General features: G+C 61.6%; 18 protein-coding genes. 9 read left to right on the top strand and 9 right to left on the bottom strand.

The genetic code is table 11. The annotated features are described in order from the left end of the window. Positions 1 to 79: 79 nt before the first annotated feature. Both ABAC460_RS40640 and ABAC460_RS40635 read right to left on the bottom strand, forming a co-directional pair. A complete protein-coding gene (locus ABAC460_RS40640; protein ID WP_023454526.1) occupies positions 80 to 709 on the bottom strand; it encodes a histidine phosphatase family protein in 630 nt (209 codons plus the stop codon). A 1-nt stretch (position 710) separates the two neighbouring features. After that, a complete protein-coding gene (locus ABAC460_RS40635; RefSeq protein WP_023454525.1) occupies positions 711 to 1,142 on the bottom strand; it encodes an HIT family protein in 432 nt (143 codons plus the stop codon). Between the two features lie 73 nt (positions 1,143 to 1,215). Between ABAC460_RS40635 and crcB the strand changes: the two genes are divergently transcribed. From crcB to ABAC460_RS40615, 4 genes are read left to right on the top strand one after another with little or no spacing between them, the layout of a single operon-like run. Further along, on the top strand, positions 1,216 to 1,587 hold the full coding sequence (crcB, locus tag ABAC460_RS40630) for a fluoride efflux transporter CrcB (protein WP_023454524.1): 372 nt from the start codon (positions 1,216 to 1,218) through the stop codon (positions 1,585 to 1,587). Further along, positions 1,584 to 2,588 carry an RluA family pseudouridine synthase gene (locus tag ABAC460_RS40625; protein WP_023454523.1) on the top strand — a complete coding sequence of 335 codons (1,005 nt, stop codon included), beginning with the start codon at positions 1,584 to 1,586 and terminating at the stop codon, positions 2,586 to 2,588. Before crcB ends, ABAC460_RS40625 begins: the two co-directional genes overlap by 4 nt. Beyond that, positions 2,585 to 3,235 carry an HAD-IA family hydrolase gene (locus tag ABAC460_RS40620; RefSeq protein WP_023454522.1) on the top strand — a complete coding sequence of 217 codons (651 nt, stop codon included), beginning with the start codon at positions 2,585 to 2,587 and terminating at the stop codon, positions 3,233 to 3,235. Before ABAC460_RS40625 ends, ABAC460_RS40620 begins: the two co-directional genes overlap by 4 nt. Continuing rightward, positions 3,222 to 3,953, top strand: coding sequence for an ATP12 family chaperone protein (locus ABAC460_RS40615; protein WP_023454521.1), 732 nt, complete (start codon positions 3,222 to 3,224; stop codon positions 3,951 to 3,953). Before ABAC460_RS40620 ends, ABAC460_RS40615 begins: the two co-directional genes overlap by 14 nt. On the opposite strand, the gene ABAC460_RS40610 is transcribed toward ABAC460_RS40615, so the two are convergent. From ABAC460_RS40610 to ABAC460_RS40590, 5 genes are all read right to left on the bottom strand, one after another. After that, positions 3,950 to 4,273, bottom strand: a complete 324-nt coding sequence (locus ABAC460_RS40610) for a DUF962 domain-containing protein (protein WP_023454520.1) — start codon at positions 4,271 to 4,273, stop codon at positions 3,950 to 3,952. The genes ABAC460_RS40615 and ABAC460_RS40610 overlap by 4 nt on opposite strands. 16 nt (positions 4,274 to 4,289) lie before the next feature. Further along, positions 4,290 to 5,438: a GNAT family N-acetyltransferase gene (locus ABAC460_RS40605; RefSeq protein ID WP_023454519.1), complete on the bottom strand. Its 1,149-nt coding sequence runs from the start codon at positions 5,436 to 5,438 to the stop codon at positions 4,290 to 4,292. Further along, the gene (locus ABAC460_RS40600) at positions 5,422 to 6,831 is read right to left on the bottom strand and encodes a M20/M25/M40 family metallo-hydrolase (RefSeq protein WP_023454518.1); all 1,410 of its coding nucleotides are present in this window, start codon (positions 6,829 to 6,831) and stop codon (positions 5,422 to 5,424) included. The genes ABAC460_RS40605 and ABAC460_RS40600 overlap by 17 nt, the downstream gene beginning before the upstream one ends. Before the next feature lie 64 nt (positions 6,832 to 6,895). Next, entirely contained in the window at positions 6,896 to 8,581 is a 1,686-nt protein-coding gene (locus ABAC460_RS48480) for a J domain-containing protein (RefSeq protein ID WP_023454517.1), read from the bottom strand. Further along, positions 8,578 to 10,281: an Hsp70 family protein gene (locus ABAC460_RS40590; protein WP_023454516.1), complete on the bottom strand. Its 1,704-nt coding sequence runs from the start codon at positions 10,279 to 10,281 to the stop codon at positions 8,578 to 8,580. The genes ABAC460_RS48480 and ABAC460_RS40590 overlap by 4 nt, the downstream gene beginning before the upstream one ends. A 139-nt stretch (positions 10,282 to 10,420) precedes the next feature. Between ABAC460_RS40590 and ABAC460_RS40585 the strand changes: the two genes are divergently transcribed. Further along, complete coding sequence (locus ABAC460_RS40585; RefSeq protein ID WP_023454515.1) at positions 10,421 to 11,410, top strand: hypothetical protein; 990 nt, start codon at positions 10,421 to 10,423, stop codon at positions 11,408 to 11,410. 109 nt (positions 11,411 to 11,519) lie between these two features. Here the strand turns inward: ABAC460_RS40585 and ABAC460_RS40580 are convergent, their stop codons facing one another. Further along, positions 11,520 to 14,699, bottom strand: coding sequence for a TonB-dependent receptor (locus ABAC460_RS40580; RefSeq protein WP_023454514.1), 3,180 nt, complete (start codon positions 14,697 to 14,699; stop codon positions 11,520 to 11,522). 525 nt (positions 14,700 to 15,224) lie between these two features. Here ABAC460_RS40580 and ABAC460_RS40575 point away from each other — a divergent pair. From ABAC460_RS40575 to ABAC460_RS40565, 3 genes are all read left to right on the top strand, one after another. Next, entirely contained in the window at positions 15,225 to 16,742 is a 1,518-nt protein-coding gene (locus tag ABAC460_RS40575) for a tryptophan halogenase family protein (RefSeq protein ID WP_023454513.1), read from the top strand. A 6-nt stretch (positions 16,743 to 16,748) separates the two neighbouring features. Further along, the gene (locus ABAC460_RS40570; RefSeq protein ID WP_031237108.1) at positions 16,749 to 17,777 is read left to right on the top strand and encodes a LacI family DNA-binding transcriptional regulator; all 1,029 of its coding nucleotides are present in this window, start codon (positions 16,749 to 16,751) and stop codon (positions 17,775 to 17,777) included. A gap of 141 nt (positions 17,778 to 17,918) precedes the next feature. Beyond that, positions 17,919 to 18,926, top strand: a complete 1,008-nt coding sequence (locus ABAC460_RS40565) for a hypothetical protein (protein ID WP_023454511.1) — start codon at positions 17,919 to 17,921, stop codon at positions 18,924 to 18,926. Here the strand turns inward: ABAC460_RS40565 and ABAC460_RS40560 are convergent. After that, positions 18,923 to 19,390, bottom strand: a complete 468-nt coding sequence (locus ABAC460_RS40560; RefSeq protein ID WP_023454510.1) for a RidA family protein — start codon at positions 19,388 to 19,390, stop codon at positions 18,923 to 18,925. The two genes, ABAC460_RS40565 and ABAC460_RS40560, sit on opposite strands and share 4 nt — an antisense overlap. A 249-nt stretch (positions 19,391 to 19,639) precedes the next feature. On the opposite strand from ABAC460_RS40560, the gene ABAC460_RS40555 reads away from it, so the two are divergent. Then, a complete protein-coding gene (locus ABAC460_RS40555) occupies positions 19,640 to 20,005 on the top strand; it encodes a response regulator (RefSeq protein ID WP_162150335.1) in 366 nt (121 codons plus the stop codon). The last annotated feature ends 3 nt before the right edge of the window (positions 20,006 to 20,008 follow it).

The raw sequence follows: 20,008 nt of genomic DNA, 5'->3' as shown, positions 1-20,008 counted from the left end.
GGGATTTGGCCCCCCGGTGTTTCCATCGCGCAGAACACGAACTCTCGTAGATTTGGGCGAAGGTTAACACGGACGTTTCCTAAATGCGACCCATCGTCGTCTGGGCGTTGTACACCTGAGCAATGGGCGCATTATCCGGATCCAGCGCCACCATCCGCCATATCTCGCCGTCGCTGTCAAAACGCACAGGGCTGGCATTGGGGCTGGAATACATCTCGTTGAGGAACTTGCGCGTCACCGCCCGGAACGGAATGCCGTGGAAGACATACAAACACACCTCGCCATCAACCCTGTGCGCGTTGACGCAGGTGAAGACCCGATCGATCACCTCGCCCAAAGGCTCGGCATTGTGCGGATAATGCTTGCCGTCCAGATCGGCCAGCGGATTCATGTGCTCGCGCATCTCGTCACGGTGCCGATGCACCTCGTCGATGGTCATGCCCTCGAACAGGCCGAAATTGCGCTCGATCAGCCGGGCGTCGATCGCGGGCTCAAGGCCCAGGCGTTCGCTCACGATGTGCGCCGTCTCCAGGGCACGCGACAAAGGGCTCGTAATAACTTTTGTAATACCTTGTCCGATAAGGGCTTTCGCCGCCGTGCGCGCCTGTTCGCGGCCTGTTTCGTTCAACGGGATATCGGTCGACCCCTGCAGCCGCAGATTCAAATTCCAGTCGGTCTGGCCGTGACGCAATACGTAGAAGGGTGACATCTTACAGCTTCGCCCTGATCTTGTCGGCAAAACCGCGCAGCTCATTCAGGTCGGCCATCTGGCCGGCGGCATGGGCGCGGACCTGGTTGCCGTTATAGACCGGGATGATGTGGAAGTGCAGGTGAAACACCGTCTGCCCGGCCGACTCGCCGTTGAACTGGGCGATACGGATGCCATCTGGCTCCAACCCGTCGCGCAGCGCCGTGGCGATACGCTGGGTGTGATGGATCAGGTTCTGCAGGTCTTCCGACGACACGTCGAACAGGTTGCAGGCCGAAACTTTCGGGATCACCAGGGTATGGCCGTTGGCCTGGGGAAAGGCATCCATGAAGCTCAACACCCGGTCGTCCTCGTACACCTTCACCGACGGAATTGCACCGCTCAGGATCTTGGCGAAGATATTGTCGGGCGCGTAAGTACAGTTGAGGGTCATGAGCGTGAGTCCGTTGGTATTTTTCGAGTCTAGAGGACTATCAACCGCAGGCCAAGAGGGGTATGACGCGCCCATGATCAATGTTGTGCTTGTCATGATTGGCGGCGCCCTGGGCTCCTTGGCACGTTATGGCCTTAGCCGGTGGTTGAACGGGCCCTGGCCGATCGGAACCTTCATGGCCAATGTCGTTGGCGGCCTGCTGATGGGAATCCTGATGGCCTTGCTGATCGGCCCGCTGAAAGGCGAGGCCGAACGCCTGCGCCTGCTGCTGGGCGTCGGTGTCCTGGGCGGCTTCACCACCTTCTCGTCGTTCTCGCTCGAGACGGTGCAGATGCTGGAACGCCGCGACTATGTCCAGGCGGCGGCCTATGCCGGTTTTTCGGTGGTGCTGTCGGTGGCCGCGGTGGCGATAGGCATGATGATTGTACGCAAGGTAATCGCATGAGTAATGAAGTCAAAACCCTGTACGTCGCCGAAGGCGAAGACGGCATCCGTGTCGACCGCTTCTTCAAGCGCCGCTGGCCGCACATCAACCACGTCCAGCTGAACAAGCTGCTGCGCTCGGGCCAGGTCCGCGTCGATGGCGGCCGGGTCAAGGCCGACACCCGCCTGGCCACCGGCCAGACCGTCCGTGTCCCGCCCTTGCCGGCCGTGCCGGACCAGGACCAGCAGAAGCGCGAACGCGCCGAGCTGTCGCCGCAGGAAGTCCGCTATGCCCGCTCGCTCGTCCTCTACGAAGACGAGGACGTCATCGCCATCAACAAGCCGTCGGGCCTGGCGGTCCAGGGCGGCACCAAGACCAAGAACCACGTCGACCGGCTTTTGTCGGCCTGGGGCGAGGGGCTGGAACGCCCGCGCCTGGTCCACCGTCTCGACCGAGACACCTCTGGCGTCCTGCTGCTGGGCAAGAGCCCGTCGGCCGCTGCCCGCCTGGCCGGCGCCTTCGCCAAACGCCGGGCACACAAGACCTACTGGGCCTTGGTCGTCGGCAACCCCAAGCCGGAAGAAGGTTATATCGACACCCCGCTGATCAAGAAGGGCTTCCACGACCGCGAGATCGTCCAGCCGGCCGACCCCAAGGAGCCCGGCGCCGAGCCGGCCGAGACCGAATACGTCACCATCGGCCGCGCCGGCCCGCGCGTCGCCTGGATGGGCCTGCGCCCGCACACCGGCCGCACCCACCAGCTCCGCGCCCACATGCAGGCCATCGGCCACAGCATCCTGGGCGACCCGAAATACGGCAATGACGAAAGCCGCAGCCTGTCGGAAGGGCTCGGCCTGCAACTGCACCACCGGCGTATCGAACTGCCGCACCCGACCCAGGGCACCCTGATCGTCGAAGCACCGCTCGATCCGGTCATCAAGGCCGGCTTCGACCGTTTCGGCTTCGAGCCCTACGACGCCGAACCCGACCCGTTTGTGAAAGTCAAAAAGAGTAAACGATGAAACTGGCCGTATTCGATGTCGACGGTACTTTGGTCGATAGCCGGTCGAGCATTTTCCGCGCCGCCACCGAAGCCGCCGAAGCGACCGGCATTACGCCGCCGACCTACGACGCCGTCCGCTCGATCGTCGGCATCTCGCTGTTCGAGGCAATCGTGCAAATGTTACCGGATCACGACGAAGCGACGCACCGCGCCTACCTCACCGCGTTTCAACACAGTTTCGTCACAATGCACAACACATCCAGTTTTTGCGAAGTGTTATATGACGGCGCCGACGACCTCCTGCGTCGCCTCAAAAGCGACGGCTGGTGCCTCGGCATGGCGACCGGCCAGTCGCGCCGCGGCGTCAACCGCTGCCTGGACTCGTACGCCTGGCACGACCTGTTCGACACCACCTTCTGCGCCGACGACGGCCCGTCCAAGCCCCATCCCCATATGCTGCAGGCCAATCTCAAGGCCCTGGGCCTGGACCCGCACCAGGCGGTGATGATCGGCGATACCGGCCACGATATGCGCATGGCGCGCGAAGCCAGGGTCCACGCCATCGGCGTCTCCTGGGGCTTCCACACCGTGGAGGAACTGGACCTGGCCGACCATATCGTCCATGATTTCAATGAATTAGAGACTGCCCTGAATGCCTTCCGATAAACCCGCCAAACGCGCCGACCAGCTTGGCCACCGCCCGAAACGCTTCTGGAAAGACGTCACCGTCACCGACGACTTCGGCATCGCCCTGGACGGCCGCGCCGTCAAAACGCCGTCGGGCGCGCCCCTGATCCTGCCCAATCGCGCGCTGGCGCAAGCCGTTTCCGCCGAATGGTCCGCTGTCGGCGAACACGTCGACTACGACGCCATGCCTTTGACTCGCTTGGGTTTTGCCGCAATCGACCGCATGCCTGACATGCAGGACGAGATCGTCACCGAAGTCCTGCGCTACGCCGATACCGACCTGATCTGCTACCCGTCGGAATATCCCGCCAGCCTGACGGAACGCGAACACGAGGCCTGGGACCCGGTCCTGCACTGGGTCGGCCATGACCTCGGCCTGGAATTCCACCAGAACCTGACCCTGATCCACCAACCGCAGCCGGCGCAAACCCTTGAACGCCTTCAGGCTTTTGTCCGTGGCATGACGCCGTATGAACAGGCGGGGCTGATGAGCGCGACGCCGCTGCTGGGATCGGTTATACTGGCCTTGGCGTTGTGGGACGGCCACCTGACGGGGGAGGCGGCTTTTTCCGCTTCGACTGTGGGCGAAACCTTCCAGGCGGCGATCTGGGGCCACGACGCCGAAGCCGAACAACGCCGCAACGGGATGAAGGCTCACGCGGTCAGCCTGGAAACCTGGTTCAGCGCCCTGCGTTAAAGGCCGGCCCGGGCTCGCCGCTTGGCCAGTTGCCCAGTCAGCCACAGGAAGAACATGTGGTAGTCGCCCATGAACGACCACAGCGGATATTTGAACGTCGCCGGTTTGTTGTGTTCGACGAAGAAATGCCCGACCCAGGCAAAGCCATATCCCGCCACGAATCCCGCCAGAATCCACACCGGATTTCCGGTCCACGCCACGGCGATCAAAGCGGCGATCCCGCACGCCGAACCCATATAGTGCAAGGCGCGGGTCAGCGGCCGGCTGTGTTCGCTCAGGTAAAAATCGAAGAAGGCGGAATAGGTGGTGTAGCGGGCCATGCCCCATCCTACCACGTCACGGCGCCTTTTTGAACGGCGACGCTTCGTCCCCCAGAACGGCCATATGCTCCAGCACCGCCTGGCGTTCTTGGTCGAGATAGGCGGCGACCGGCGCGCGCAGCCGGGCATCGCGGATATAGTGCGCCGAATAGACCGGATTCGGTAGATACCCCCGCGACAGCTTGTGTTCGCCCTGGGTACCAGCCTCCACGCGTTTCAAACCCTGCGCGATGGCGAAGTCGATCGCCTGGTAATAGCAGACCTCGAAATGCAGGAAGGGGAGGTCAACGTGACAGCCCCATTGCCGGCCATACAACACCCCGTCGCCGATGAAGTTGACCGCGCCCGCTACCGGTGTTTCGCCATCATAGGCGAAGACCAGCAGCATCCGGTCGCGCATCGCCTCCGCCACGATCTGGAAAAAATCCTTTGTCAGATAAGGCGTTCCTGTGCCCCATTTGCGTTCGTAGGTGTCGGCGATAAACGCATAAAGCTGGTCGAGGTGACGCCCCGTAATATCGGCACCCGTAATCCAGCGGACATTCACCGCCGCCTGGACGTCGCGGCGTTCGCGGCGGATGACCTTGCGCCGGTTGGCCGACAGCGCGCCCAGGAAATCGTCGAACGACCCATACCCCGGATTGTCGAACCAGAACTGCTGGTCCTGACGCAGCAGGAACCGCTGGTCCCCCAGCATCTCCCATTCCTCGGCCGTCGGAAAGGTGACGTGCAGCGACGACAGTTGGTTGCGGTTACACACCGACATCGCCGCGTCGGCCAAAGCCGCCCGCACGGCGGAATCCGGCGACAACAGCCGCGGACCCGTCACCGGCGTGAACGGAACGCCCGCCCAAAGCTTCGGGTAGTAGGCCCCGCCGGCCTGTTCATAGGCCCGCGCCCAAGACTGGTCGAAGACATATTCGCCCATGGAATGCGACTTGACGTACTGCGGCATGACCCCGCGCACGCCATCCTCATCCGACAGCGACAGATGCGCCGGCTGCCAGCCGGTGCCCGGGCCAACGCTGCCGCTGCGTTCCAGCGCTTCGAGATAGGCGTAGGATGTGAACGGATTGCCGTCCGGGCGCAGGGCGTCCCAGGCGGCTTCACCAATCTCCGAAATCGCTTCGTGCAGACGAAGCCTTAACTCACTTGCCACCGGCATAGATCTTGATCAGCTTGTAGAACAGCCGCCGGCCATCGACGACCGACTGAACCTGGATGCGCTCGTTCAGGCCATGGGCATTGCCGCCGTCGGGATCGACGAACATGCCGCGGAAACCGTAGCTGGGAATGCCCGCGGCCGAAGTATGGATGCTGTCGGTGGCACCCAAGGTCATGACCGGGATCACGGGGACAGGACCATAAATCTCAGCGCTGACCTTTTCGATCGGCCCCAGAATCTCCGGCGGCATTTTCGGCGTCGGCGTGGCCGGGCTGCGGTGGCCGTCAGTCTCGACCTTGATGGCAGGATCGTTGATCGCGGCGACCAGGGCGGCCTGGACGGTCTCCACGGGTACGCCCGGGAAGATGCGGCAATTGACATTGGTCGTCACCGTCCCGGGCAGGGCATTCGGCGCATGACCGCCGTTGATCAGCGTGGCGACACAGGTCGTGCGCAGGGTGGCGTTCAGGCTGGCGTCCTGGCTCAACGTCGCGGCCGCCGCGGCATCGTTCGGATTGGCGACGATCGCCGTCATGGCCGCGCCGATCTCGCCGCCGCGCAGCTTGGCGGTGCGGGTGAAATAGGCGCGGTTGGCGTCGTTCAGCATCACCGGAAAGCTATAGGCCTGCACCTTTTTCAGCGCATCGGCCATGGCGTAGATGGCGTTGTCCGGCCGCGGGCGCGAGCTGTGGCCGCCCTTGTTGGTCGCCGTCAGGGTGAAGTCCTGATAGACCTTCTGCGCCGCCTCGATATTCATCGCCACGCGCTTGCCTTGGGCATCCAGTTCACCGCTGGCGCCTTCATTGATGGCGAAGTCGGCGTCGATCCAGTCCTTGCGTTCGGTGGAGAGGTAACGGGCGCCGTTGAACACGCCCTCGGTCTCTTCGCCGCAGGTCAGTGCCACCTTGATTGACTTCTTCGGCTTGTAGCCCTCCTGCTTGTAGCGGATCAGGGTGTCGACGAAGATGGCCGCCTGGGCCTTGTCGTCGGTGGTGCCGCGGCCGTAGAAATAGCCGTCCTCCTCGATCAGGCTATAGGGATCGCGCTGCCAGTCAGAACGCTTGGCCTCGACCACGTCGATATGGGCGATCAGCAGGATACCGTTGGCCTTGGTGTCGGTCCCTTGCAGTGTGGCCACCAGCAGCCCGTCCTTGGGCGCGTCGGCCGGGGCATACAGGTGCAGGTCGGCATCGGAATAACCCGCCGCCTTCAGGCGCGCCGCCATGCGTTCGGTAGCCAGGGTGCACGAACCGTCGGAATGCTGGGTATTGGTCTCGACCAGTTCCTTGTACAGGTCTCGGAAAGCCGGCCAGCCGTCACCGGATTTATCGGCGGCAACAGCCGGTGCGGCGAATAAAAGCGCGGCAGCGAGGGCGATCAGGCTGGTTTTCATGGGGAGCTCCTGTAACAAGCGCCACGAACGCTAGCACCCTATTTGCAGGTGCACAATGACCGCATTAGCCCCGCGAAAATGTACCGCGCAGAGTCGCGATAACGGTATGCGCCGCCGCCCAGAACAGGAGCAGTGCCGCGCCGGCGACGACGACATGACTGCCGCCGCCGTGCAGCCCGACCCAGAACAGCCCCATCATGCTGTACCACTTCAGGCGGAAGGACCATTGTCCCAGCAGGGGCGTCAGCGGACGGTGCATCAGGACGGGCGCGGCGACGGCCGCGACCACGCCGGGCCACCAGGCAGTATCCGGGTTCCAGGCGGCGCCGTAGAGCACGAAGGCCGCACCCCCGACGGCTGCCAGCACGCAGGCACCATACAGCAGCCGGCCCCATCCGGGCCACGACAACCACTGGTCGAACAACGGTCTCTGGCCCCAGGCGCTGACCACGGTGGCGGCGACCATGACCGCCGACATCTGCAGGAAGGACCACAGGTTGGTCAGGTTGAACGCCGTAACCAGCCACCAGGCGATGAGGTACATTTCACTGAACACGACCCGAATCTGCCATGGCATCCGGCCCTCGCTGCGGTCGGCCAGGCCGGTCGCGCTGGCCCAGCTGGCGACGATCAGCGACCCGGCGCCCACAGCCAGGGCCGTGAGCGGGGAGGCTGGTGCGATTGCTCCCGCCACCAGCAGCGCGATAACGCTCGGGCCCCAGCCGTAGCGCTGCCAGGCCGGTGCGCCGTAAACATAGGCCCGCTGCCATAGCCGTTGCGGCAATTGGAAGCCGTACACGCTGATCAGTGAGGCCATGGCAAAGGCCGGCGGGATGATCAGTAGGACGCTCAGCGCCGCCCACTCCCGCGGCAGCAGCCAATAGCCAAGCACGAGCCCCAACAGGCACGGCGGTGTCGCTGCGGCAGACCGCAGGCCCCAAGTGCCCAGGCGCGGGCGGCTGTGGTAATCGTCCCAGTGCGCTACGGTTTCACTGTTGAGATCGGAAATCAGGGTCGGATGTTCGCGCCGTATGACGTCCAGCAATTCGGTAATCTCGTGCGTCGGTGCCAGTCCCAGCAACCGGCCCAAGGCCGTGACAGGCCTCGGCGGGGTCGTCAGGACCTCGTAGGCGGCATTGTGTTCAGCGCCGCGCTTGCGGATTTCGCCCAAAAACGCCAGGTCCCTCTGCCGGGCCAGGATGCGCTGGACCGGGTGATGGTCGCGTTGCCGCAGGCTGCGACCACCCCAGCCGAAACGCTCACGGGCCGGGGCGATCAGCACGTCCGACCGCGGCGACCGGTTGGCGATCAGCCAGGCCAGCCATTCCTCGGTGGCGCCATGGACATCGACCAGATCCATGGCGGGCGAGGCCAGAACGTCCTTGAAAGCCGCCAAAACCACGTCGGGATCGACCTGGCGCTTGCGCAACAGGTTTTCCAGCCGTGCCTGCAGGCCGGCGTGGATTTGGCGCGGATCGGGCGGCGGCGGTTCCGCCGCGCCGTCCTCAGACGCGACCGGTACTGGTGCCTGGACCTTTTCCGGTTTTTTCACCGTCGGAAAGACAAAGACGGCATCGCCGTGATCGTCGACCCCGGCCAGAGCGCTTTCATAGGCGGTGCGCAGGATCTTGAAGCCCTCCGGATCATCTTCCGGATTGGTGTCCTTCAGCCGGCGGGCATAGGCGCGCTTGATTTCCTTTAAGTCGCGCGTACGCTCGATGCCTAACGTGTCCCAGACCGAGCCGGTCACAACCAGGTCTCGCCTTCCAGCGAATCGAGATGGCTGCTGAGTTCTGACCGGGCCCGCTCCACCAGGCGCGGATCCTGGCTATCCAGAACCGATTCAAAATCGCTGATCAGCCGGGCGATATGGTCGCGCATATCGCCGAGATGGTTCTCGAACGCGCGGTTAGCCCTTGCCATGACGGCGCGGTTGGCGTCGGCGTCACGCGGATGCACCTTGAGCGCCTCCAGGGCCTTGCGCTGCTTCTCCAGGTCGGCGCCGGAGGGGCCGTCCTCATCGACCACGACCAGTTGCCGCCGCTCACCCGTAGCCGGCACATGGACGTCAACCTCCAGAAGCCCGTTGATATCGTAGGTGAAACGGACCTCGATGAAGATTTCGCCGACCGGGCGGCGCGGGATCGGCACGCGCAGCTTGCCCAGGGCGACATTGTCGACGACGAAGCGCGATTCGCCCTGGTATATCTCGACTTCGATTTCGGATTGGCCGTCCTGAAGCGTCGACAGGACCTCGATCCGGCTGACCGGGACGGTGGTGTTACGTTCGATGATCGGCGAGAACAGGCCCGATCGGATATTGCCCGAAGCGTCGCGTTCGCCGGTCGCCACCCCCAGGCTGAACGGGCAGACATCGGTGACCGCCACCTCTTTCAGCGCGGCGTCGCGCGCCTTCAATCCGGCCTGGACCGCGGCACCCAGGGCCACGGCCTCGTCGGGATGGACCGCCTGGGAGGGAAAGCGGCCGAACATCTTGGTCACGGCGCGGCGCACCACCGGCATGCGGGTGGCGCCGCCGACCAGGACGATCTCCTTCAGCGCGGCGGCATTGATCTGGCTGTCGCGCAACGACCGTAGGACGGGATCGCGCAGCCGCTCGATCAGCGGCGCCGCCAGGGCTTCGAAGCTCTCGGTGCTGACGGCGTGGCTGAACGGCGTGTCGCGCCAGACGACGTCCATGGTGGCCTCACTGGCGCCGGTGAGGGCGCGGCGGGCCCGTTCCGCCGCCACACGCAGCTTTTCGCGCAGGGCATCCTCTTCGCCGGTCTTCAGCTTCCAATCGTCGCGGAAACGCCGGCGCATGTCATTGACCAGCAGGTCGTTGAAATCCTCACCGCCCAGCCGGGCGTCGCCGGTCGAGGCGCGCACCTCGATGACGCCTTCGAAGATCTCCAGGATCGAGACGTCGAAGGTCCCGCCGCCCAGGTCGAAGACCAGGAACTGCGATTCGTCGTCCAGCAGGTGGATGCCGTAGGCCAGAGCGGCGGCTGTGGGTTCGTTGAGCAGGCGCTCGACCTTCAGTCCGGCCAGTTCGCCGGCGCGACGCGTGGCCTTGCGCTGCTTGTCGTTGAAATAAGCGGGTACGGTGATGACCGCCTCGGTCACCTTTTCGCCGAGATACGCTTCGGCATCGCGCTTCAGCGACGCCAGGACCAGGGCCGACAGCTCCTCGGGCGAGAACAGCTTCTTGCCCGGCCGCGTTTCGCGCTTGGCGCCCATGAAGCGTTTGAAAGCGGTAGCGGTCAGATGCGGATGGGTCGATTGGCGTTCACGAGCCGCAAGTCCGACCAGGACCTCGCCATTATCGTCGATACCGACCGCCGAAGGCGTCAGATTGTGGCCCAGGCTATTGGGAATAAGCTCGGCCTTGCCGTCGCGAAACACGGCGGCGGCGGAGTTGGTGGTGCCCAGGTCGATACCGATAATCACTGTGGTTTCCCCCTTGATATCCGTTACTTAAAGGAGGCGGGCGGGGCGGGCAAGTCTGGAGGTTGTGGTGCCGCTGCTACGATGTTAGGCTCACCGCCTTGGGGGGATGATGATGCGGTGGTTCTTACGAATTTCGGTTATGGCCACGCTGGCGTTTGGGCCGGCGCTGGCGTGGGCGGATGAGGCGGTTTTCGCCGACGGCCGCCTTTGGACGGTTCACGGCGGAGAGGTCGTCAGTCTGGCGGAGGGAGAGGCTCAGGCTCGCAGGGAGTATCTGGGAGCGCCGGTCATCAGCCTCTGCCGCCAGGACGGACATCCGGTTGCCTTGGCGCTTGCCTCTGATTCACCTGACGCCTTGCGTATTCATAAACGCGACGCGGACGGCTGGACCGCCCAGGCGACTTTGCCGGAGGTGGGCAAAGAGGAGGTGGCCCTGTTGTGCGTCGGCGACGATATTGTCGTCGTGACTGAAAAGGACCTGATCACGATTGATGATGCCGGTGTGCGCAAGGTGGCGCTTCAGGCAAAGTTTTCCGGCGGTCGTCACACCTTCTTGGGCACGGCTGACGACATCTATGTCGGCTATGACATGGGCGAGTGGGGCGGTGGTTTGCAGGCCATCCGCCGCAGCGACGGCCAAGTCCGAAAAATCGAAAAAAACAAATCGGGTGATCTCTGCGATGGGCCGCTTAACGGCGAGTGTGATCCGGTCAACGCAATCGCCATCGTACCATGGAAGCCGCAATGCGTGGCGGTGGCCGTCGGCCTTAGCCATTTGAACAGTTCCCATGGCCGAATCGTTACCGTCTGCGGCGAGGTGATCGATTCTCATTACGCCCGGCAATTCGGCGAACGCTATGCCAACCGCGCCCTTCCTGAGGACGAGGCCTACAGTACGATTCCCTTCTACGGCCTTATTGCCGGCGACGACAGTTTATTGGCGCTGGGTATGGACGGGCTTTACCGGATTTCGTCGGATGGCAAGGCGACCATCCTTCCCATTCCGGAATTCCCGCTCATTGACGGAATGCGGGTCAGTTTCAACATTCCAGGTGTTGTCCTGATTGGCGGGACAAGGAACCGCGACGACGTATATTTTGCGACCGACATCGTCATGGTGCCGCGTTAGAGCGAGCGGAAACGCCGAGTGAGAACGCAGCCGCCCTGATTTTACGTTTACATGCGTCGCACGCTTACACGGTGGTACCGTGTAAGCGTGCTTTGCGTCAGGCTCTTACTTAGTAATCGAAACGCACCATGAAGGTGAAGCGACGGTCGTTGCGGAAGGCGGACCGGGTTACGCGCGTTCCACTGAAGTCGATGACCTGGCTGGTCTGGGTCACTTCGTCCAGGAGGTTGACGCCCTGAACGCCGAACTTGATCCGCGGCGAGTAACTGTAGAACAGCGACCCGTCCAACTGCCCCGTGCTTTCGACATAGATCGGGGAGAAGGGGAAGATCACGTCTCTGGGGGTTTGCAGGAAGTCCGAGCGCCAGTTGTACGCCAGGCGGACCGCAAGCGGACCTTTTTCATAGAACCCGACGGCGTTCAACGTGTGCTTGGAAACCCCGGCCAGAGGCAGTCCGCCGGCAAACGGGCTTTGCTCCGGGCCGAGCCTTGAATTGTCGAAGTCGCCGGCATCGACATAGGTGTACGAAAACTGCGAACCCAGGCCACTGAGGAAGCCCGGCAGGAAGTCATAGGTCTGAATGTACGAGACCTCGAAGCCGGTCAGCGTGCCGCCATCGCTGTTGACGGCGCCGTTCACCAGGACATCGGTTGACACACCCTGGGGCGAACTGAAGTTGCGCACATTGGCGCCGCCGTTCACAATGCCTTCGATCTTCTTCATGAAGGCGGAAGCCGAGAACGAGCCGACCTGGGCGAAATACCATTCGTATGACAGGTCGTAGTTCCACGACTCGATCGGCAGCAACAGGCGGTTACCTGTATTGATGGCGAACATCGGACCGGTTTCCAAAGTGCCGCCGGCACGCAGCGCGTTGGTGTTGTCGAAGACACTGCCGCCCGTTGCAAAGGCAGACAGGTCCGGACGGGATATGCTCTTCGAGGCCGCCGCGCGCACCAGCATGCCGTTGCCGAAGTCGAGCTTGGCATTGAAACTGGGCAGGACGTGATCGAAGGTTATGTCGGCGCTGTCATCCAGCACCTCACCGGTATAGGCACTGGCAAACTCTGCCAGTCTGGTCGCGGAAAGGCTGCAATAGCCGGGGGCCACCTGTCCGGGGACGACATTGGCGCACGCGTTCTGCACCTCGGCCAGGCTGACGGTGCCATCGCCATTGCCGCCGGAGCTCACATTGTCAAAGAACTCGCCGGTCGGGAACCCGATCTCGCCGCCGCTCCTGATCCGGGTGCTGACATAACGAACGCCGAAATTGCCGCTGAGGCTGACGGAATCGGAAAGATCAAAGCCGAAATCGGTGCGCGCATAGAGGGAATTGGTGATTTCGCCGACGTCGGAAATTTCACCCGGCGTCCAGACGCCGCCGGGGACAACGTTGCCCCGGGCAGAGATCGGGAACCATGCGTTCGGCGACAGGGTATAGGCCGTGATGGCCGCCGCCTGCTGCTGGGTCAAACCGCTGAGATATTCACGCACGGTGTCGTCGCCGCCAAAGAAGAAGGCCGATCCGTTGCCCAGAGGGATGGGTACATTGCCGCGCTGGAAGTCGTCACCGAACGGGTTGCGCACATTGGCGGAATTCGCGAAATCCTTGACATAGGCGCCGCCGCAGCCGAACGCCTGGTAATCCCCGCAGTTCCAGTTTCCGCCACGTCCCGTCCACGGCGCCCCGAGGTTACCCCAGTTCGAGAAGTTCGAATTGCGCGTTATGCGGTTACGATTGCTCCAGCGGGCGCCGAAGCGGACGTTCTTGAAGAAGCCCGTGTCATCGAACGCATATTTGCCGTCCAGCCTAACACTCTTCAACTCGCCTTCATTTTTGGTCTGACTGTCCAGCAGAAACCAGAACAGGGTTTTGGAAGGGTCGTTGAAGTAGCTGGCCGACGAGGTGCCGGTATTGGGCTGGAGGAATTGGACGACCGGCGTGTCGCCGGTATTGTCGATGTCGATGTCTGTATAGGTCTGCATCGCCGAAATGAAGCCGGTATCGCGGCGGTCGGACTTGATATGCTGAGCTTCGAAGTTCAGCGCTATCCGGTCGGTCGGGTTGTATTTGATGGCCAGCGACAGGTCTTCGGTGTCGGCGGCGACTTCCTGCTGGAAGCGCAGCATTTCCGTGGGAATGCCAAAGCCGGCCTGGGTCAGGCGGCCTTTGACAAACTGATTGCCCTCATAGGTCGCCGTGGTGCCCGGAGCCAGGATCGGGAACAGGGCGTCATCATTCACCAGGGCCAGAATGGAGTATTCTTCCAGCGTGTGTTCAGTCTCGGCCTTGAGGTATTCGAGCGTGGCCAGGAACGTCTTGTCGTTGCTCTCCCACTGGCCGACCAGCGAAATGGCGTCACGACTACGCGTCAGGTCCGTCGTGCGCACGCCGGCGCCCTTGGGGACGAAAACAGAGTTCGCCGGCGGGAAATTCGAGGCGTTATAGCCGGTGCCGCCCGAGAAGCCACCCGATCCCACGGGGCGTACGCGGATACAGCCCGTCGCCAGCGAGGCTTCGCGGTAGCACGGGTCGGTGATCTGGGACGCATCCGTCTTGGTGACCAGTTCGGAGCTGGCATAGGCCATCTGAAGTCCGAATGTGCCACTGTCGGTCGAGAAGGTGTTGGAGACGAGGAACGAATAACCCGGAGCCCATTTTTTGGCCATGTCGCCATAGTTGGCTTCCACGGTGCCGGCTATACGCAGGCCTTTTTTGTCGAGAGGCTTGCGCGTCACGAGGTTGACCGTGCCGGAGATGCCGCCGTCGATCATGTCGGCGGTGTTGTTCTTGAACACCTCGACACGCCCCAGCAACTCCGAGGACACGTCATTGAACGAAAGTTCGCGACCGCCGTTGGCCGAGAAGATATCGCGTCCATTGAGTTCGGAGCGCACATAAGGCAGGCCGCGAATAATCACCCCGGTGCCTTCCACCGAGAAGCGGTCCGGATCTTCACGCTTTTCAAAGCGGGAAATATTGACGCCGGGCACGCGCTGCAGCGATTCGGCAACGGACCGGTCGGGCAGGGCACCTATATCCTCGGCCGTAATCACATCAACAAACGTATCCTTGTTACGTTTGATGGACTGCGCGTTTTGCAAGGCCTTGCGGAAGCCCTTGACGACAACAGCATCCTCGGCTGCCGGCGGGGCGTCCGCCGTCGTGCCTTGCGTCTGCGCCCAGGCCTGAGATGAGAAAGCCACCATGGCAAGAACGGACGCCGTCGTTAAGATGTGCAGGCGACGGGCCGCGGGTGCACGTGAATTGGCCGCGAGATCTTTCATCCTATATTCCTTCCTCCGCTGCCCTTTTGGGGGCAGATTTTTAATCGGGGTGTTGGTCCCACATATTGTGCGTTGTCAGCAGCCGGCGTTTGTCAGTTTCTGATGCCTGACCGGTGGCTTATTGTTGTGGCCAATTGTCTCATTTGTCCGATTTGGACAAAATTTAGACAATTGCAGCGTTGCTCCAACATCCTGTTAATGCTGAGGAAATGTGATATTCTCAGCATTATTCCCTTGACTGGACGTAAAGAACATTGCCTTTTGACGGGGTACTGGTCGCAAACGGACAGGGTGTTGTCAAGGAAAATGGCGCGCCTTGTCCTGATGGTTGGCATAAATTGTCTTGTCTGTGCCTTTTTTGACAGTCCTGGTGAGACAGCCTTTCTGCGGGATCGCGACAATCCCTAGGACCGGCGACAATTTGTTACGCACTGCCAGGGTGCCGGGTCTATATGACTCGCAATCTAACCGGCGGCGCGCCACAGGCTTGGGAATGCGCCGTGTATAAAACAGTGGGGACGGGCTATGACGGCCATTGAAACAATTGTCATCGTGGGCGGTGGCACGGCGGGTTGGATGGCGGCGGCGGCGCTGTCGCGCCTGCGTTCCGGACGGCCCGTGAATATCGTCCTGGTGGAGTCCGAAGAGATCGGGACGGTCGGTGTCGGCGAGGCGACGATACCGCCGTTCCAGGATTTCAACCGGTTGCTGGAAGTCGACGAGCAGGAGATGATGGCGGCCGTTCAGGGCACCTTCAAGCTGGGCATCCAGTTCGTCAACTGGGGCAAGCTGGGCGACAGCTATATTCACCCGTTCGGCAACTATGGCTATCAGATTGACGGCGTGTCGTTTCACCATATCTGGCACAGATACAGGATGGCCGGCGACAAGCGGCCCATCCAGGTATTCAACATAGAGACCATGGCCGCCCATTTCGGCCGTTTTGCCAGGACGGAAGATTACAAGCACGACGACCTGCCGCCGATCAACTACGCCTACCATATCGATGCCGGACGCTATGCGCGCTATCTGCGAGGTTATGCCGAAAAACGCGGGGTCGTGCGCATCGAAGGCAAGGTTGCGGATGTCGGGCTTAACGCAGAAACCGGTTTTGTCGAATCGCTGACCCTGAACAACGGCGAAACCCTGAAAGGGGACTTCTTTATCGACTGCTCAGGCTTTCGCGGCCTGCTGATCGAACAGGCGCTGAAGACGGGTTATGACGACTGGTCGCACTATCTCCCGTGCAATCGCGCCGTGGCCTTGCCGTGCCTTCGCGAGGACGGCAGCGGTCCCTTGCCCTATACGCGCGCGACCGCCCACACCGCCGGATGGCAGTGGCAGGTCCCCCTGCAACATCGCAATGGCAATGGCCATGTCTACTGCTCAAGCTTTATGGAGGACGATGAGGCCCACGATATCCTGGTCAGGAATCTCGCCGGAAAGCCTGGGGCGGCGCCGAACTTCCTGCGTTTTGTCACCGGGCGGCGCAAAAAGTTCTGGAACAAGAATGTCGTGGCGCTGGGCCTGGCCTCCGGCTTCATGGAGCCGCTGGAATCGACCTCTATCCATTTGATCAATACCGGCATCAACAAGCTGATTTCGCTTATCTCGCTCGATGGCGTCACCCAGGCCCAGGAAGATGCCTTCAACCGGCTGACGGGCAAGGAATATGAACGCATCCGCGACTTCCTTGTCCTGCACTATAAATCGACCGTTCGCGACGACAGCCCGTTCTGGAACCATTGCCGGACGATGGACGTGCCGCAAAGCCTGACGGAAAAAATGGCGCTTTTCCAACAAAACGGACAGATTTTCCGTGAGGACGACGAGCTGTTTACGGAAACCAGCTGGGCCGCGGTGATGATGGGGCAGGGCGTCACCATGAAGGGGCACAACGCCATGGCGGACACCCTGAATGACGCAAAAACCCGAAAGGAAATGGATGGGATCGAGAAATCCATCCAGCATGTCGTCCAGCACATGCCGAGCCATGGCGACTATCTCAAAAAATACTGCCCCGCGACGCCATCAGGAAACTGACTGACCATGGCAACACTCTACGATGTAGCGGAGCGGGCAGGGGTGTCGGCCAAGACGGTGTCGCGTGTCGTCAATGAGGACGGTGCCGTCAAGGCCAGCACGCGCGACCGTGTCCTGGAGGCCATGGATCATGTCGGCTATCCACGCCCCCTGCAGCCGGCGCGTCCGTCGCGTGTGGAGCCACCCAACGCCGCCATAGGCATCCTGCTGGAAGATCCCGAAGGGGGTTACCAGGGGCGGTTCCATCATGCCCTGCTGATGGCCTGCATGGAGGCGGGCAAACTTCTGACGGTAGAATTGTTCGTCCCCGGCCAGAGCCTGGATGATGTCGAAAACTTTCTGCTCGGTTCCAGTATACGGAGCCTGGTTCTGTTGCCACCCCTGTGCGACTACGGCCCACTCAAGACCTTACTCAAGGCCCACGGCATCCAGTGCGTCCTGATCTCACCGACCACGCCGGACAGCCACTATCCGTCGATCGCCATGGACGATAGGCTGGCCGCGCGCAATGTGACGGACTACCTGCTGGCCCTAGGGCATACGCGAATCGCGCACATTGCCGGTCACCCCGACCATGCCGCCGCGCTGCTGCGCCGCCAGGGCTACCAGGAAGCGTTCGACGCCCTTGGCCTGCCGCGCCCGCCCAGGGACTATGTCGTGGAAGGCCTGTTCAACTTTCGCTCAGGCATATCGGCCGCGGAGACCTTGCTGAACCTGCCGGATCGCCCAACCGCCATTTTTGCTTCCAATGACGAAATGGCGGCCGCCACCTGTACGGTGGCCCACAAGATGGGCCTGAACATCCCGCAGGATCTGACGGTTATAGGCTTTGACGATGCCCCGATCTCCTCGGCCATCTGGCCGCCGCTGACGACCGTGCGCCAGCCCTACATCGAAATGGCGCGGCTGGCGCTGCAGTTGCTGGGTGACGGCGGAGGCGCCGTAAAGTCCAGTGACGTGCAGATGCGCCATCTCCTGCCGCATCGGATCATCGAACGTGAAACCACAGCGCCGTTAAAAGCGGCTGGCGGGTAACGACGGCTTCGACCGACACCGATAATCACTGTGATTTCCCGGTGATATCCGACAGTTAAAGGAGCGAGCGGGCCGGGTAAGTAAATCGCGTTGCCGTGAAGTCCGCGCGTGATAGAGTTCAGACGTGATGAGGGGAGATACATGAAATACATCTGCACATGGGTAGCGATGGTTGTAACTCTGCTGCCGACGACAGCCCAGGCATCCGCTCCTTCTAACCTTATCCGGGCTGTATTTTCGGGCGAACGCCTCTGGATTTTATCGGACGGTGGCGAGTTGTTTTCTCTTGCCGAAAACGACGCAGAAAGCCGCCGCGAGGACGCTGGCGGTTCGGTGGCGGACATTTGCGTTTTTGATGGCCAAGTCACGGTGGCGGTGACCAAGAATGTTGACCCCGGCGCTTGGTATTTGCGGACATTTCACGCGAGTACCTGGAAGGACGCGGGGCGGGTACGCCGGGATGGGGCAAGGCTCTTAGGATTGGTATGTGATGGAATCGGGCCGACCTTGGTGACCGAACGAAACCTGCTCACCTTTGCCGGCGACCACTACGAGAGTATTCCCGTGTCAGGCGACTTCCCGGCGTTCGACGTACCCATTGAATCTGCAATCATTAGCACAACCGGAACCGAATCAAAGGTTTACGTGGGTTATAATTTGGGTGAATGGGGTGGTCAGCTTCATATCATTGATCGCGCGACCGGGCATCGATTTGCCACGCCATACGGCCCGATCACCGGACTCTATCCGATTTCATGGAAACGAGACTGCGTGGCTATGAGCGTCGGATATGTGCATCTAACGGTCTCCGGGGAGGTCTCTATCGGATGCCCAGACGATTATGATGTGCTCTTCGCCAAACGGTTTGGTGAGCGTTCGAAAAATATGAATCTACCAGATGATCAGGCGTACCAGAGTGTGCCCTTCTTTGGGGTTGTGGTTCACGAGGACGCTATTTTGGCTTTAGGGATGGACGGGCTCTACGAGATAAACAAAGGCGGAACAGCAAGCCCGCCCGTTGTGATAGAGTTTAAGCAGGTTGGTCCGTTCTCAGTATCCTTCGATCACCCGGACGTTGTCATGGTCATGACAGACGTCTATGGACGCAACGCTATGACGGGGATGGCACCTCTTATCGCGCCGCGTTAGCGTCGGTCCATGACCTCGATCACCGCATCGATCTCGACGGCAAAGCCCAGCGGAATCTTGTACATGCCCACCGCCGAGCGGGCGTGACGGCCGGCATCGCCCAGCACGGCCACCATCAGGTCGGAGCAGCCGTTGATCACCTGCGGAATATCGTAGAACTCCGGCCCGGCCTGGACGAAGCCGTTCAGCTTGATCACCCGCACGACATTATCCAGGTCGCCGGCGGCCGCCTTCATCTGGGCCAACAGGTTCAAGCCACAGATCCGCGCCGCTTCCACACCCTGGTCGACGGATAGGTCGGCGCCGACCGTGCCTTTCAGCCCGCCCTTGCCGTCATTGGACACCTGGCCGGAGATATGAATGAGGTTTCCGGTGCGCACGAAGGGGACGTAATTGGCCACCGGCGCCGCTGCCACGGGCAGGGCGAATCCGAGCGCGGCGAGATTAAGTTCGGCTTTCGACATGAGTCCCCCAATGAGTCTCTAAGGGTTGCGAGACGCGCTCACGCGACTCCATTGCGGTTGCAATTTGGCGCTCTATACCTTGTTTCTTAAGGGTTTTGAAAGGGTATTTTTACCTTCTGTTACCTTTCCCTTCACCTCGGCTTAAGACTAACCGTGTAGAACCGTAACTGTGAAATAAGCCGGGCCGCCATGAAGCTGCCGCGTCGGCATGCATGATGGTTTTGGGGCTACACAGGTTTACCGCGGATGATCAACAAGAAGGTTCTCATCGTCGAGGACAACGAGCTGAACATGAAACTGTTTCATGACCTGCTGGATGCGCAGGGCTATGAAACATTTCAGACCGGCGAAGGTTTGTCCGCCCTGACCCTGGCGCGTCAGCACCGCCCGGACCTGATCCTCATGGACATCCAGCTGCCTGAAATTTCCGGTCTCGAAGTCACCAAGTGGCTGAAGGAAGACGATGAGCTGTCGCATATCCCGGTGGTGGCAGTGACCGCCTTTGCCATGAAGGGCGACGAAGAACGTATTCGCGACGGCGGCTGTGAGGCCTATATCTCCAAGCCCATCTCCGTCACCCATTTCCTCGACACGGTGCGCAAGTACCTGGGCTAAGCC

The sequence above is a fragment of the Asticcacaulis sp. AC460 genome, assembly GCF_000495795.1.
GTDB lineage: Bacteria > Pseudomonadota > Alphaproteobacteria > Caulobacterales > Caulobacteraceae > Asticcacaulis.
Note: the sequence above shows the minus strand (reverse complement) of the source record. Positions and strands in the feature narration are given on the sequence as shown.

Excerpts from the sequence above, each read along its gene's own strand:
- ABAC460_RS40585 (WP_023454515.1), top strand. The coding sequence starts at position 10,421 with ATGGCCACGCTGGCGTTTGGGCCGGCGCTGGCGTGGGCGGATGAGGCG.
- ABAC460_RS40580 (WP_023454514.1), bottom strand. The coding sequence starts at position 14,699 with ATGAAAGATCTCGCGGCCAATTCACGTGCACCCGCGGCCCGTCGCCTG.
- ABAC460_RS40640 (WP_023454526.1), bottom strand. The coding sequence starts at position 709 with ATGTCACCCTTCTACGTATTGCGTCACGGCCAGACCGACTGGAATTTG.
- ABAC460_RS40605 (WP_023454519.1), bottom strand. The coding sequence starts at position 5,438 with ATGCCGGTGGCAAGTGAGTTAAGGCTTCGTCTGCACGAAGCGATTTCG.
- ABAC460_RS40625 (WP_023454523.1), top strand. The coding sequence starts at position 1,584 with ATGAGTAATGAAGTCAAAACCCTGTACGTCGCCGAAGGCGAAGACGGC.
- ABAC460_RS40620 (WP_023454522.1), top strand. The coding sequence starts at position 2,585 with ATGAAACTGGCCGTATTCGATGTCGACGGTACTTTGGTCGATAGCCGG.
- crcB (WP_023454524.1), top strand. The coding sequence starts at position 1,216 with ATGATCAATGTTGTGCTTGTCATGATTGGCGGCGCCCTGGGCTCCTTG.
- ABAC460_RS40570 (WP_031237108.1), top strand. The coding sequence starts at position 16,749 with ATGGCAACACTCTACGATGTAGCGGAGCGGGCAGGGGTGTCGGCCAAG.
- ABAC460_RS40565 (WP_023454511.1), top strand. The coding sequence starts at position 17,919 with ATGAAATACATCTGCACATGGGTAGCGATGGTTGTAACTCTGCTGCCG.
- ABAC460_RS40635 (WP_023454525.1), bottom strand. The coding sequence starts at position 1,142 with ATGACCCTCAACTGTACTTACGCGCCCGACAATATCTTCGCCAAGATC.
- ABAC460_RS40610 (WP_023454520.1), bottom strand. The coding sequence starts at position 4,273 with ATGGCCCGCTACACCACCTATTCCGCCTTCTTCGATTTTTACCTGAGC.
- ABAC460_RS40560 (WP_023454510.1), bottom strand. The coding sequence starts at position 19,390 with ATGTCGAAAGCCGAACTTAATCTCGCCGCGCTCGGATTCGCCCTGCCC.
- ABAC460_RS40615 (WP_023454521.1), top strand. The coding sequence starts at position 3,222 with ATGCCTTCCGATAAACCCGCCAAACGCGCCGACCAGCTTGGCCACCGC.
- ABAC460_RS40575 (WP_023454513.1), top strand. The coding sequence starts at position 15,225 with ATGACGGCCATTGAAACAATTGTCATCGTGGGCGGTGGCACGGCGGGT.
- ABAC460_RS40600 (WP_023454518.1), bottom strand. The coding sequence starts at position 6,831 with ATGAAAACCAGCCTGATCGCCCTCGCTGCCGCGCTTTTATTCGCCGCA.